Source organism: Alkaliflexus imshenetskii DSM 15055, assembly GCF_000517065.1.
Classification (GTDB): Bacteria; Bacteroidota; Bacteroidia; order Bacteroidales; family Marinilabiliaceae; genus Alkaliflexus; species Alkaliflexus imshenetskii.
In genome coordinates this window covers 3651118-3666469 of record NZ_KI912105.1, presented here as the reverse complement: position 1 = coordinate 3666469, position 15352 = coordinate 3651118, and the positions used below count along the sequence as shown (strand labels likewise).

Sequence of the window (15352 nt, the reverse complement as noted above, 5' to 3'; positions counted from 1 at the left end):
ACAGCTATCAGCCTAATGATGTATCATCTGCGTGTGAAAACCATTTGGCTATTCTTGCTCATCTCGTTGTTGAAATGATAGCCATCCATATCAAACGCTTTTATATCTTCGGGATTGGATAACCGGTTTTCGACTATGAAACGTGTCATCATGCCGCGTGCTTTCTTGGCAAAAAAACTGATTATTTTATAGTCTCCATTTTTGTAATCTTTAAACACAGGCGTTACAACTTTAGCATCCAGCAACTTCTCATTTAACGACTTAAAATACTCCTGACTGGCAAGATTAACCAAAACAGTTTGTCCCGCCTGCTTCATATCTTCATTAAGCAATCGGGTAATTTCATTTCCCCAGAAATGATACAAATCGTCACCTTTATCGGTTGTTAAGCGGGTACCCATTTCTAACCGGTAGGGCATTATGGCATCCAGAGGCCTCAAAAGGCCATATAATCCTGATAAAATACGAACATGTGTTTGGGTGTAACGGATGGTATCCATCTCCATCGAGAAAGCATCCAATCCGGTGTAAACATCGCCTTTAAAGGCAAAGAGAGCCGGACGTGTATCATCTTTTGCGAATGGCCACTTCCATTGAAAATAGCGTTCGGCATTTAAATTTGCGAGTTGACTGCTGATACGCATCAATTGAGCCAACTCATCGGGGCTATTCATTTTAAGAAGGGATGCCAACGTCTGAGATTCCATAGGGAAGCGAATATCAGTGGATTCCACTTTGGGCCTTTTGCTATCAAAATCAAGCGTTTTGGCAGGTGACAGTATAATTAACATATCTTTTTATCAATTTATTGATTGAAAAAACACAAGGCAGGCAAAGATATTGCCAGTTGTGGTAACTTCTTAGCAGTTCAGTTGTTTGAATCAAACAATATGCTAAGATAAATAACTTAACATTTCATTCAAAAGGTTTGTGCATCACGAACTTTTGATTGTTAAGATAGAGATTTCCGATTTTTTACAAGAGTAATACTTAAACTAAAATTATCATAGTCCGGAAAAAAACTAACCTTCTTTTAAGTGCTATAGCCGCACGGGCTTTTACTTTTTTTCTACAGCAAAAAAAAGTAAACAAAAAATGCCGCCGTTGCAAGTAATCTACTAAAAATCAAGCCTATTGTCTAAAATTCAGAAACTCGCTACGCTAAAACAGTCCGAATTTCTGACGACGATAAAATTGATTTTCTTAACGGAAATTCCTTGAGGCGGAAAGAAAGCCCCATTGAAGCTTAAAACTCTCTGAAGCTTCATGAATAAAGACTTCATTGTTTAGTATTAAATTTTAACCCGACACCAATCAACTAAAATATACATTTTAACCCCACTCAAAAACATATAAACTACCTGACAGAGTAAGTTTTAGTATGCACCGAAAAATGTTTGTGGCAACAGTTAAGACCATTATCAAAGCGCTCATTTTAAGCGCCCAACCAGAAACCTCCCGCTTGCTTACCCAATCATCAGCCGGGTATCAGGATATCGATATTTGGTATAAAGAATCTTGCGCGTGAGCGCAAGCCCGAGAGTAAGACTCCCAATACGCCCCACGTACATAGCAAATATGAGAATGAGTTTACCACCATCAGAAAGGTCAGGGGTAATACCCATGGAAAGACCAACAGTTCCAAATGCTGACACCACCTCAAAAACAATATCACGAAGCGGGAAATCGCGTTCAATACCAGCCATCAAGAGAGTAAATAAGAGCAACAGAGAGAATGCACTTATCAATACCGCATAGGTTTTGTTGACGTAAGCCCAGGGTATGTTGCGTTGAAAAAACTCCACATGCTCACGTCCGCGAAGATTGGCCCATGCCGCCTTAAAAGCCACTGCGATGGTAGTTGTTTTAATGCCACCACCTGTTGACCCTGGGGAGGCGCCAACGAACATTAACAAGAGACAAACCAGTAGCGTTGGTCCGGATATCGAGGAGAAGTCAACTGTATTGAAACCGGCTGTTCGTGTGGTGACAGACTGGAAAAATGCGGTGACCAATTTGCCCGAAAAAGAGTGCTCATTTAGTGTATTACGATACTCGAAAAGCATGAACATTACCGTTCCTCCAATTAGTAGTATCAGAGTTACATACAACACAAGGCGGGTATTCACCAACAACTTCTTCCAGGATTGTGTTTTACGCTCCATACGGTTGTTAAAAGCAAACACATCCTGAAGCACCAAAAAACCGATTCCACCAACAATTATCAACAAGGCAACTGATAGATGCAATGTGTAGTTATAACGAAGCGAATCATCATAAAATCCATCAGTAAAGAGTGAAAAGCCGGCATTGTTGAATGCTGAAATGGCATGAAAAACTGAATAGTAGAGCCTATCTGAAACATTATTGAACGGATATCCATTGCCCCAACTAAAAAAAATCAATATCACACCAAATACTTGAATCACCACGGCGTAAAGTATCACATTACGAAGAATGGCATGCAAATTAGCCGATTGATCAGAATCAAGAAAGCCTTTGATTACGCCCGCGGCATGTAAACTGCCTGTTTTATGGTATAAACTACCGATAAATGTGGCAATGGTAAGCATGTTTAATCCGCCGATGAAAATCAACACCAATATCACCATCTGCCCTTTAAAGGTAAATTCTGAACCGGTATTAAGCACGCTGAGTCCGGTAACACAACTGGCACTGGTAGAGGTGAAAAACGCATCAATCCATGATATACGCCCCGTAATAGTCATTTCCGGAAGATGCAAAAACAGAGCGCCTGCCACTATCAAGAAAATAAAAGAGAGGGCTAGCAAAAGCGCGGGGTTCAGCTTTAATTTAGACGATTCGAATACCAAAGTGCCAATTTCTGCGAAAAGCAAAAACCCAAAAAGCAGCTGCAAAAACCCAAAATAGATTCCAATATCAATAAAAGGTAATACCCCGGTGAAAAAATTAATGCCGCTAATCCAATAAAAAAGATGATCAAATAATAGCAGTAAAACAATCCATTTCTCTGTGCGGCTGTCTCTTAGAAACTGCTTAAGCGATAAACTAAGAAACATCCGAAGGACAAAACGTAGAATAAAGAAATCCAAAACACGCCAGAATGCCCATAAGAGTAGTGTATAACCATAAATTTGGTGAGAGAAGCCCTGAAAATAAGTGACAATTGCAACACCGGCAATCCAGAACAACCAGGATAACCGATTGATAAAACGTAAGGCGCTTTCGCGATTGTCGTAAACAAATAGATTTATTCGCTCATAAAATCTTCGCCTATCCATACTACTGATTTACCTTAATGAAACGCTCCAAATCGGTACGTTTGCCAAACAGCACCAAAAAATCATCCCCTTCCACAACAGTTTCGCCATGCGGAATACCTGCAATACGACCAACTTTCTTTATAAAACCACTCTCGTTAACGGTTGATACTTTCTTTATGGTAATGAGATTGATGTGGTAACGGCGGCGCAGGTCAATATCGGAAAGTTTACAGCCGGAAATGGCTGGCGGACAGATAATTTCCATAATAGAATACGCATCAGGAAGTTCCAGATAAGAGATAATGGATGGATTAACCAATTTTTCAGCCACTGCTGCCCCCACCTCATCCTCGGGCGACAATATCTCTTCTACCCCAATTTTTTGAAGTATGATTTTCTGGTTTCGCCCACGAGCTCTTGCAATGATGCGCTTCACGCCCAACTCCATCAGCAAAGTAGTTGTTAACAAAAGCTGTTCAAAGTCTTCACCAATGGCTACAACCACGGCATCAAAGCTGGTAATATCAACCGAGAGCAAAGCTTTTTTGTCGGTTGCGTCAAGTGCAATTGCATTGGCCACGCTATCGGCAATCTCATCCACATGCCGCTCATCCTGGTCGATGGCGAGAACTTCGGCACCACGCTGCGCCAACGTACGGGCAATGGCTCCGCCAAACTGCCCCAATCCAATAATGGCAAACTTGTGTTCTATCATTTTTTTTGTATCACCTATGGTAATACTAATTTAGGCAGGTTTGTGAAAGTGTCAATGCATTATGGATAAAAAAAAACCGGAACCTGTCTGACAAGTTCCGGTTGTAATATTCTAAATCTGAATTATTTCTTCCAGAGTGCTTCCATCTCTTCGAGTGTTTTACCTTTGGTTTCAGGAACCATTTTCCAAACGAAGACAGCAGCTACGATGCCCATTACACCATAGATCCAATAAGCAAATCCGTTGTTGAAACGTTCAATCAGGAAAGTACTTTTGTCCATCATTGGGAAACTCCACGACACCAAATAGTTGGCAATCCACTGAGCAGCCACGGCTACAGCCATCGCACGTCCGCGAATGCGGTTGGGGAATATCTCAGACAGCAATACCCAAACCACAGGTCCCCAGCTCACAGCAAAACAGGCCACATATCCTAACATAAATATCAATGCACCGAGTCCCATTGTTTGGAAATAGAATGAAAATCCCAATGCAAACATAAAGAATGCCATTCCCCCTGCGCCAATAATCATCAGCGGCTTACGGCCAAACTTATCTACACTAAGAATGGCAACTACGGTAAAGGAGAGGTTTATGGCTCCGACAATAATGGTCTGCAACAAGGCCGTATCGGTACCAGATCCCATGTTTTTAAATATCTCAGGGGCATAATACAGCACCACGTTGATACCAACAAATTGCTGAAATACCGAAAGAAAAATACCTACAACAATAATCAACGAACCATAAGAAAGCAGTTTTCCGGAGTGGCTCACGATGGTGTTTTTGATATCAGCCAAAATTTCAGGCGCCTTGATGCTGCCATTCACCTTCTCTAAAATACCAAGTGCTTTACTTTCCTTGCCTGTAAGCACCAGATAACGTGGCGTTTCAGGCACAAAAAACAAAAGAACAAGGAACAAGCCGGCGGGAATCATCTCTGAGGCAAACATCCATCTCCATCCGATGGTATTCAACCACGAATCATCACCTTGCAGGGCAATGCCGTAATTAACAAAATAAACCACCAACATACCAAAAATAATGGCAAACTGGTTGAAAGACACCAGGCGCCCCCGTATTTTAGCAGGTGCAATCTCGGCAATGTACATGGGCGATAACATACTGGCAAGCCCCACGCCTACACCACCAATAAACCGGTAAATAACAAAATGCCAGAAAAAAGCGAAATCGCCTTCGCCAATGGGTTTAAAACCCATCTCCGGCATTGCCGAACCCATAGCAGAGAAGAAAAACAACAGCGCCGCGAGTATCAATCCGCGCTTACGCCCTAGCTTCAAACTTACAATACCACCAATCAGACCGCCTACAATGCAGCCAATTAAAGCACTCGACACCAGAAAACCCAATAGCGAGTTGGCAGCCGTTTCGGATAACCCTTGTGGTGCAATAAAAAACTGGTTCAACGAGCCCACCGTGCCTGAAATAACTGCCGTATCGTATCCAAACAGCAATCCACCCAGCGTGGCGACCAGTGTTAAGCCAATCACATAAAATTTGTTCTGACCATTCTTCATTCGCGTAGATTTTAATTTTAGATTGATTTTTTTGAGGCTAAAACTTTAAGAAAAATTGAAGCCTCATTGGTAAAAGGTGGTAAAGGGAATATGCAATATCCTAAAAACAAGTAATACCGGGAATCCATTTCTGGACTCCCGGCATTTAAATATAATGTAATTTTCAATTATCGTGAAACGACAATGATTAAATATACATGTTAAGCAATTGCTCGTAAAGCTCTTGTTTACCGCTGATTTGCTTAGGCTCGCCATTGGCTGCAGCAATGTTGCGCAGGTCAGCAAGTGTAAGTTTACCAGCTTCGTACTCAGCACCTTTTCCGCTATCGAACGAGGCATAACGGGCAGCACGCATTTTCTTGTAATCAGAATTGTTAAGGATGTTGTCAGCAATAACGAGTGAACGTGCAAAGGTATCCATACCGCCAATGTGAGCAATGAAGATATCCTCCAGGTCGGTAGAGTTACGACGTGTTTTAGCATCAAAGTTGATACCACCGGTTTTGAAACCACCAGCCTCATGAATAACCAACATCGCTTCAACAGTCTCCTGAATGTTCATTGGGAACTGGTCGGTATCCCATCCGTTTTGGTAGTCACCGCGGTTGGCATCAATTGAACCAAGCATATCGGCATCAACAGCAACCTGCAACTCGTGCTGGAAGGTATGGTTTGCCAAAGTAGCATGGTTCACTTCAATGTTTACTTTAAAATCTTTGTCAAGACCGAATTGACGAAGGAATCCGATTACAGTAGCTGAATCGAAATCGTACTGATGCTTGGTGGGTTCCATTGGTTTTGGTTCAATGTAGAAACAACCTTTGAAGCCTTGTGAGCGAGCATAGTCACGAGCTATAGTAAGGAAACGTCCCATGTGCTCGAGTTCACGCTTCATGTTGGTGTTTAAAAGGCTCATATAACCTTCGCGTCCACCCCAGAATACGTACCCTTCGCCACCTAGCGCGATGGTTGCATCAATGGCATTCTTAACCTGCGCACCGGCATAAGCCAAAGCAGCAAAATCAGGGTTGGTAGAAGCGCCGTTCATATAACGTGGATTGCTGAATACGTTGGCAGTACCCCACAACAATTTCACACCAGATTCAGCTTGTTTGCCTTTAGCAAAGTCAACAATAGCCTGAAGATTTTTCTCATACTCAGCTAAAGAAGCGCCTTCGTTCACAAGGTCGATGTCGTGGAAGCAATAGTAGGGAACACCCAGCTTGGTAAAGAATTCGAAAGCAGCGTCCATTTTGTTTTTGGCAGCAGATACAGCGTCGGTACCATTGTTCCATGGGTAGTTCTTTGTTCCGGGACCAAATGGGTCACCACCTTCGCCACAGAAAGTATGCCAGTAAGAAACTGCAAAACGCAAGTGTTCTTTCATGGTTTTACCTGCAATCACCTGCTCGGGATTGTACCATTTAAAAGCCATAGGATTTTTAGAATCACGGCCTTCATACTTAATTTCTCCAATTCCGGGGAAATACTCTTTGTTTCCTAATACTACACTCATAATTAAAATTATTACCTATTAAAAATTCAGTTGTTTTTTCCAACTCTCGTATGTTTCATTAACAGCAGCCTTATCGCCATTGGGTTCAATGGTTTCAAGACATTTTAGCGTTGCAAATGTTTCGGCAGCCGATTTATAAATACCGGCTCCAAGAGCAGCGCCACGGGCAGCACCCAAAGCGCCATCAGTATCGTACAACTCGATGCGTGCATTGAGCACGTTGGCCATTGTCTGGCGGAAGAGCGGGCTGAGGAACATATTGGCTTTACCGGCGCGAACCACTTCAGCCTTAATACCCATTTCACCCATTACGTCAACACCATAACGGAAACTGTATGCAATCCCTTCCTGAGCGGCACGCAAAATATGCGACTGGTTATGCACATTGAAGCTTAAACCTTTGATTGCAGCACCAGGATTGGCGTTACCAAGTACACGTTCTGCACCATTTCCGAAAGGATAAATCAAAACACCACCAGCACCAACAGGAGCCTTCATGGCCACATCGTTCATTTCAACATAACCAAGATTTGCAGCCACATTACGACGGAGCCAGGAATTGAGAATGCCTGTGCCGTTGATACACAGCAATACGCCAAGACGTTTGGCTTCAGCGGTGTGATTTACGTGTGCAAAAGTATTAACCCGCGACTGCTCATCACGAGCAAGACGATCATTCACACCATATACAACTCCGGAAGTACCTGCTGTTGCAGCAACTTCACCTGGCTCAAGCACATTGAGTGAAAAAGCATTGTTGGGCTGGTCACCGGCTCTGTAGCTTACGGGGATGCCTGCCGGAAGTCCGAGCTCGGCAGCAACCGCTGCATTTACATGCGATTGTTCAGCAAAAGTGGGTACAATCTCAGGTATCAAATCCTTTGAGAAACCATAATAGTCAAACAAATCGCCAGCTACAGATTCATTTTTGAAATCCCACATAATACCCTCGGTGAGACCTGAAACAGTGGTCTGCATAACTCCGGTAAGCTTATAGGCGATATAGTCACCCGGAAGCATGATTTTATAAATGGTAGCAAATAGCTCAGGCTCATTCTCCTTAACCCATTTGAGTTTGGAGGCAGTGAAGTTTCCTGGTGAGTTCAGGCAGTTGTTAAGACAGTAATCGGCACCCAACTCTTTAAACGCCTTATCACCGATTTCAACAGCCCGGCTGTCGCACCAGATTATGGATGGCCGCACCACATTGCCGTTCTTATCGAGAGCCACAAGACCGTGCATCTGATATGAAATACCAATGGCTTTAATCAGGTTCTTGTCTACCGCAGCCCTTTTAAGAACATCGGCCAGGGCATTTTTCATGTTGTCCCACCATAAAGCAGGAGATTGTTCGGCCCAACCGGCCTTTACTGCCTGTATGGGCATCTCTTCAGACGGGTAAAACGCTGAAGCAGCGCAACTGCCATCTGAAACCTTTAACAGGCTAACTTTTACCGACGAGCTTCCCACGTCTATTCCTAAGGTGTACATAATCTTTAGTCTGTTCTGTTCTGGTTAAAAATTATAACTAAATATTGGTTTCCGCATGAGCTCCATAAAAGATTCTGACTATTTATCACTTCCACATTCAGTTGCCATCCACCATTGTGTTCATATCAGAAATAATGACAGAGTTCAAACAGTATCTTATAAGGATTCGCGCACATACACTTTAGTAGGAACGCAAATCTGCATCGACATATCATTGGATACAAACTCGGCCGCCTTCCGCCCCATCGTCTGAAAATCGGTAGATATAACGGTAATACCTTTATAAATAAACTTTTTCATTGGCGTTTCATTGTAAGAAACGATACCAGTATCTCGGCCTGGTTCCAGCTTCTTTTCGCGACATTGCTCCAGAAAACGTCCCAGCATCCTGTCACTTACACTAAGATACGCCACTCCAGCCCTTACGTCAAAGTTACTGGAATCATTTAACACACTATATTTTATATTGTGCTTCAAACAAAACTTCTCGAAAAAGTGCACCGACTCCATTGGGTGATTGGTAAATTCCGGATAAAGAAAAACGAACTCCCGGTATTTTCCCAACAGATGACATACATCTTCCAATCCATCATATACAGACTGTCCAAAATCCTGATAAAGCAAGTTGTCAGCGGTCTCTGAGTGAATATTCCAATCTATAACCAAAAGCTTGTCGCGAGGGATAAGGCCGAGTATCTGCTCCATCCCCGGATGGTCGAATGGCATAATCACATACTTTGAATACTTTCCGATGCTCTCCTCTATCTGCTTACGGAAAACCTCAGGGTTATAGTGGTGAAAATGGAGATCAACAAGAATATTCCTTGGAAGATTCTTTGTAAATGAGTCGTACAAAACCTCCTTATATGCCTTAAACGTATCCAAAAAGAGAAATACACGCCTAACTTCTTTGGCGATAAAATAGCCTTTATTAGGAACCGAATCTATTACGCCTTGTTCTTTAAGTATGGAATATGCCTTAAAAACAGTGTCGCGACTCAAACTATAATCCTTGCAAACCTGATTTACAGATGGCAGGTGATCACCAATATTAAGCCGTTTTTCTGAGATGGCATTATTCACTGAATCAATAAGTTGCCTAAACTTAGGTATATCCCCGCCGGCATCTAGATTAAACTTAAAAACTCTTTTTTTGGACGTCATAGATGTGTTCTGGTCTGTTACGGTCAAAGATATGCCTTTTTAAAATAGGTTGTATGCCTTTTCCCCATTTTTTTCTTCAAAGATGCAAAAAAAACATAAATCTCAGACAATTAGCATAAACAATGTGCATTATTAAATAAATAGTCAGTACTTTTGCACTCTGATTTTTCCGGAGCAGACCACACTCCCGGTCATGGTAACTTATCTACCCGGAAATAAAATATCAGATGGCGAGACCGGGCTTACAGTCAGGAGACAATAATCCCTGCCTGGTTTATTTAACTCATTTTTTTACATGCAAACATTTTCAGAAACCGGGCTAAAGCCCGAAATTCTTGAATCCATTCAAAAACTTGGATTCATTGCGCCTACCCCTATTCAATCCAAAACCATCCCTTTTCTTCTTGAATCAGATGAAGACCTGGTGGCAATGGCGCAGACCGGGACTGGCAAAACTGCAGCTTTCGGGTTGCCCCTGCTCCATAAAATGGATACCAATTCAAAAGGCATTCAGACCATCATTCTGTGCCCCACGCGTGAATTGTGCCTTCAAATAACCAACGACTTAAAAAACTTTACCGGAACACTTCCGATAACTGTTGTTCCGGTTTATGGCGGTGCGCCAATTTATCAGCAAATCATTGCTATTAAAAAGAAGTGTGACATAGTTGTTGGCACACCTGGCCGTGTAAATGACCTCATTAAAAGAGATAAACTAAACTTATCAAACATCCGCTTTCTGGTTCTGGATGAAGCAGATGAGATGCTCAAGATGGGCTTTAAAGAGGAGATGGATGCCATTTTAGAGCAAACACCTTCTACTAAGCAGACGTTACTCTTTTCGGCTACCATGCCCCCCGATATCAACCGGATGGCAGGCAAGCACATGAATAAGCCGGCAACCATTTCGGTGAGCCGCCAAAACGTGAGCAATGCCGATATCAGTCATGAGTATTGCGTGACCGCACCACAAAACAGCTATCAGGCACTTCGCCGTATTGCGGACATCAACCCTGACATCTATAGCATTGTGTTTTGCAGAACACGTATGGAGACCAAAGATATTGCAGACCGCCTGATGGGTGACGGATACAACGCCGACGCACTTCACGGCGACCTGTCGCAGGCGCAGCGGGATTACGTGATGGGAAGATTCAGAAACCGCAGTCTTCAGATTTTGGTAGCAACCGATGTAGCAGCCAGAGGTCTTGATGTGGACAACCTCACACATGTTATCCATTACCACTTGCCAGACGACCCGGAAAACTACATACACCGAAGCGGACGTACCGGAAGAGCAGGTAAGAAAGGTGTTTCGATTGCGATTTTGGCTCCAGCCGAAACCAGGAGATTATCCTTTTTGGAAAAGCAGGCAGGCCACAAATTTACCCATCGTCCAATTCCATCGGGCAATGAGGTGTTTGAAAAGCGTTTGTCGAACTACCTTGAAGCTTTGGCTGAAACACGTTGCCAAGGTTACCAAATCAGCGATTTTGCCAATACCATTGGTGCACATCTGAACCATTTGTCGAAAGAAGAGATAATTGAAAAATTCATCGCATTCAGCTTCAACAGGTTACATGCCGATTATCGCAATGCAGCCGATTTGAATCAGCAACCGGGGCAAAGTCGCAGACAAAGCGGCGGCAAGCCCGAAGTACGGATTCGTGGTGAAAGGTTTACACGTTATTGCATAAACATTGGTTCAAAAAACGATATGCGTCCGGATGTGCTGATAAGCATCATCAACAGACAAACACCTGACCGTAAAATAGCCATCGGCAAAATTGATATCCAGAAAAAAGTATCGATTTTTGAAGCTGGCGCTGAGCATGAGCAACATCTGCTTAAAGCCTTCAAAAAAGCACGGTTTAAAGGAATGCCCTTGATGGTTCAGGCAATGGAAGCAGAAGCGGCAGAAATGGGTGATGGCAGAAAAGTGCTTACCAGAAGAAAGCGGATAAATAACTAAGTAACTTCCTAAAACATCTTGTTTTAGACGGATACCAGGATAAAAAAAGCCGCCCGATGAATAAAATCATCGGGCGGCTTTTCATTTAACCAAACCTAACCCTAAACTATGAGAAAACTTTGTAATTAAATAAACAAACCACATGCCAAACAATCCAACCAAAACCTAAAACAGATTAACAAATACAAATAAAAGCAAACGCCTGCTTATTTAAAATATTTTCAGAACTCCTGAATCATTAAAGAAAAATCAGAAAATAGGCAGTGGCGTATAGTGGATGACGGTGAAAATCGTATGACTGCAATAGCTAAAGAAAAAAATCCAACAAAAAAAAGAGGCTCAATGCATTCGTTTTACCGAATCTTAAGCCTCTTTTCTTCCTAAACCTAATTAACCTAACCTAAACCTATGAAAAAACTCTCGTTCTTTCACAACAAATATATGACCGAAAAAATATAAGAGCCAGAAATTTCTGTTATAAAAAGTTAAATAAGAAATTATTACATCCCAACACGCCTAAAGAGAGAATCACACGTTAGAAATTATACCTGAAAGCAATGCTCAAGCTCTCCCTGATTTGCAATTTACTCGATTCACTTTCGAAATACCTGATGTTACTTACAATTCTGGTGCTCAGGAACACATTGATACGCATATCCAGAATCATATCCCACTCAGCCTGAATATTCTCATCCTTTGCAAAATAGTCATAGAAAATGTTCATAGCAGAAGTAAGCTTAATCTCGTTGCTCAGGTTCCAGGTAAAGTTGTTCTGTAGCGATCCACCCGTGAGGAAAATTGAGCGTTTATCATCCGGAATGTTATAACGCCGCTGGTCAACCTTCGCTGTATCGAGCACTACGGTGAGCCTCGAAGTTAATGGCGAAAGCATTAAAGTAAAGTTCTTCTCTTTGTAGTCCATACCGGCAGCGAGCGAGAAATAAGCGGGAGCCATAAACGCAGAGATTGGATTCTCCTTGTTTAAATCGTTACGCAGGTAACCGTTGAAAAACTGAGTCCGGAAGTTGAATAGTAAACTGTAGAACCATTTCTGGCTGGCATTGATACCGTATTTACTGGACAAATCCAGAAGATCGTCATTGGTGCGTGATTTACTGCCTTCACTGGCAATGATACCCAGTTTATGGATTATATTGTTTTCCCATTGTGTGTTTTCATCGGTATATGTAGCTTTGAAACGAAGGTCGCTTAACAGTGCAATGGAGTTTTGTCCACCACGTACCCAGTTGCGAAGATATGCCTGAGAAAACTGAATATTCTCAGTGCCTGAAAACTTCCAGGGCGACTTAACCACATCCACTTTCTGCAAACGATCCGGACGCTGAACTGTTCCAGTACTGAAGTAACGTTCGATGCTTTCACGGGAAGAGCGCTGTGCCAATCCTTCGCTGCTTCGGAATACCCTTGGCGGATCGGGCAGTTCATGCCAATCGTATCGCACCAATTCGGGTGACTCATAAAATACCCTTCGCATTAATCCCTGACGCGTATAGTATGTATCCCTGAAAACAGACTGAAGTGAATCCCCTCCTCCGGGATGCTGCATAAAATTGCGATACCTGTCAAAAGCTGTTTTTGCATAAAAGCGCTCAATCTGAGTCAGGTTAGGAAGCTCCTCCTTTTTATAAATAACCGGAAGGCTATGCGGCATATAGGTGCTTTGCCTTGCGGTTAGAAAGTTTAAGCGATAGGGATTTAAAGGGCTGGAGGTTCCTTTACTAATCATCCCCATTGAAATGTTAACCCTTTGAACCTGAGGCGAAAGAATGAAATCTGACGGATAAAATGAAATGACCGAACCACGAAGTTGCAATGGCTCACGTGCATAGGCACTCGCTGCAGAAAGTTCATGGTAAAAGTTTGTTGCACCAGCTTGTTCATACCATGTTTCGGGTAAAAGAAAGGGGCGGAAATAGCGTTGCATGGCTGTTTGTGCGGCCAACTCCATATAGCCAAACGATCCGACGAAAAGAATAAAACCGGCAAGTATTCTCATAATTAGCATCATTTGAGGCTTAAGATAATAGAATAAGTTAGTATTGCAATTTGGGAGGGCACTGACAAAAAAGCGGATGTTGCAAATGTAATTGAAAAACAGATTCAAAAAAACAAATCCACCACCTCCCCGAAAATTCAAAAACAAAAATCAATGTCAAGCGGGTACTACACAAAAATTTGACCAAATTTTTACGCGATGTTAAAAAAAAACGAGAATCTAAAAGAACCCTGAACATGACCTGTTTTTGCCAAAAAATGCGTTGCTTTGTATGAAATATCCAAAACAGAGATTCCCAATTGTTGGGAAACCCCATATAATTCATGAAGGATCTTACAACAGGTAGTGAAGCCGGGCTGATATTTAAATTTGCCTTGCCCATGGTGGCAGGCAACTTATTTCAACAATTGTATAATATTGTAGACAGTATTATTGTTGGAAAATATCTGGGAACAGAAGCACTCGCGGCCGTTGGAGCATCCTTTCCTCTCTTTTACACGCTCATAGCCTTTATTATCGGTATTGGAAGTGGTGCAACCATTGTTATTAGTCAATATTTTGGAGCGCGCCGGCTTGATAAAGTAAAACAAGCCATCGGCACCATCTACCTGTTTATGTTTGGCGCCGGAATTATTCTCACCATCATTGGCATCACTTTTAGCAAACAGATATTCACACTGTTGGGCATTGGTGATGATGTGATGCCTCAGGCAGTGACCTACTTTAACATTTATATGGTAGGTATGGTTGGGTTCTTTGGATTTAATGGCACCACCTCTGTGTTACGTGGGTTGGGCGACAGTAAAACACCTTTGATTTTTCTGGCAGTGGCCACAGTTGTAAATATTGTGCTTGATTTACTGTTCGTCATTGTATTTGAATGGGGAATAGCCGGAGTAGCATGGGCCACAGTCATAGCACAGATGGGCGCTTTTATAACAGCCATTTTTTATCTCAATAAGCGCGATCACCTCATTCACTTCAGTATCAAAAGTCTTACTTTCGATTCATACTCCTTCATGCAAAGCGTCCGGATAGGATTACCAACCGGATTTCAGCAAACATTTGTAGCACTTGGGATGATGGCGCTCATACGTATCATCAACAATTTTGACACCGTTACCCTGGCCGCTTATACTGCCGCTAGCCGTATTGATGCACTGGCAGCCATGCCGGCAATGAATTTGGCATCGGCCTTGTCGGCCTTTGTGGGACAGAACCTGGGAGCCGGCAAGGTAGAACGCATACGTAAAGGCGTGTGGGCTACGCAAAAGATGGCATGGGCTATCAGTTTGGCTGTTATGTTATTGGTAATATTTTTTGGAAAACCGCTAATGGCGATGTTCAACGACGACCCGGAGGTTATTCGCCAAGGGCGGGAGTATCTGATAATCGTATGCTCCTTTTATATCGTTTTCTCTTCGATGTTTGTTCTGCACGGCACCTTGCGGGGTGCGGGTGATACGCTCATACCGATGTTTATCACGTTGGTTTCGCTTTGGCTCATACGCATCCCTACAGCCTGGTTTTTATCACAACATTTAGGTGAATCGGGTATTTGGTGGAGCATTCCGTCGGGATGGATAATTGGCCTGATAGGTACATGGATTTATTACAAAAGTGGCAGGTGGAAAAGCAAGTCGGTGGTGAAAGAACAGCTACCTGAAAAGTAGGCAGCTATTTATGCTATTGCT

General features: G+C 42.7%; 10 protein-coding genes. 2 read left to right on the top strand and 8 right to left on the bottom strand.

Going from position 1 to position 15352, the window contains the following annotated elements:
* Nucleotides 1-23 precede the first annotated feature (23 nt).
* The 7 genes from yaaA to ALKIM_RS0115115 form a co-directional block, all read right to left on the bottom strand.
* Complete coding sequence (gene yaaA / locus ALKIM_RS0115145) at nucleotides 24-791, bottom strand: peroxide stress protein YaaA (protein ID WP_026475381.1); 768 nt, start codon at nucleotides 789-791, stop codon at nucleotides 24-26.
* Nucleotides 792-1466: 675 nt separating this feature from the next.
* Complete coding sequence (locus ALKIM_RS0115140; RefSeq protein ID WP_026475380.1) at nucleotides 1467-3263, bottom strand: TrkH family potassium uptake protein; 1797 nt, start codon at nucleotides 3261-3263, stop codon at nucleotides 1467-1469.
* A gap of 1 nt (nucleotide 3264) precedes the next feature.
* Nucleotides 3265-3960, bottom strand: a complete 696-nt coding sequence (locus ALKIM_RS0115135; protein WP_084555913.1) for a potassium channel family protein — start codon at nucleotides 3958-3960, stop codon at nucleotides 3265-3267.
* A gap of 122 nt (nucleotides 3961-4082) precedes the next feature.
* Complete coding sequence (xylE, locus tag ALKIM_RS0115130) at nucleotides 4083-5498, bottom strand: D-xylose transporter XylE (protein ID WP_026475378.1); 1416 nt, start codon at nucleotides 5496-5498, stop codon at nucleotides 4083-4085.
* Between the two features lie 187 nt (nucleotides 5499-5685).
* Nucleotides 5686-7014: a xylose isomerase gene (gene xylA, locus ALKIM_RS0115125; RefSeq protein WP_026475377.1), complete on the bottom strand. Its 1329-nt coding sequence runs from the start codon at nucleotides 7012-7014 to the stop codon at nucleotides 5686-5688.
* Nucleotides 7015-7032: 18 nt separating this feature from the next.
* Nucleotides 7033-8505, bottom strand: coding sequence for a xylulokinase (locus ALKIM_RS0115120; protein ID WP_026475376.1), 1473 nt, complete (start codon nucleotides 8503-8505; stop codon nucleotides 7033-7035).
* Between the two features lie 156 nt (nucleotides 8506-8661).
* Nucleotides 8662-9669 carry a GntR family transcriptional regulator gene (locus ALKIM_RS0115115; RefSeq protein ID WP_026475375.1) on the bottom strand — a complete coding sequence of 336 codons (1008 nt, stop codon included), beginning with the start codon at nucleotides 9667-9669 and terminating at the stop codon, nucleotides 8662-8664.
* 295 nt (nucleotides 9670-9964) lie between these two features.
* Here ALKIM_RS0115115 and ALKIM_RS0115110 point away from each other — a divergent pair, with 295 nt between their 5' ends.
* Complete coding sequence (locus ALKIM_RS0115110) at nucleotides 9965-11641, top strand: DEAD/DEAH box helicase (protein ID WP_044118002.1); 1677 nt, start codon at nucleotides 9965-9967, stop codon at nucleotides 11639-11641.
* A 535-nt stretch (nucleotides 11642-12176) separates the two neighbouring features.
* Here the strand turns inward: ALKIM_RS0115110 and ALKIM_RS18830 are convergent.
* Nucleotides 12177-13658 (bottom strand): DUF3078 domain-containing protein, encoded by a 1482-nt coding sequence (locus ALKIM_RS18830; RefSeq protein WP_162148829.1) that lies wholly within the window; start codon nucleotides 13656-13658, stop codon nucleotides 12177-12179.
* A gap of 323 nt (nucleotides 13659-13981) precedes the next feature.
* Between ALKIM_RS18830 and ALKIM_RS0115100 the strand changes: the two genes are divergently transcribed.
* Entirely contained in the window at nucleotides 13982-15331 is a 1350-nt protein-coding gene (locus tag ALKIM_RS0115100; protein ID WP_026475373.1) for an MATE family efflux transporter, read from the top strand.
* Nucleotides 15332-15352: the final 21 nt, after the last annotated feature.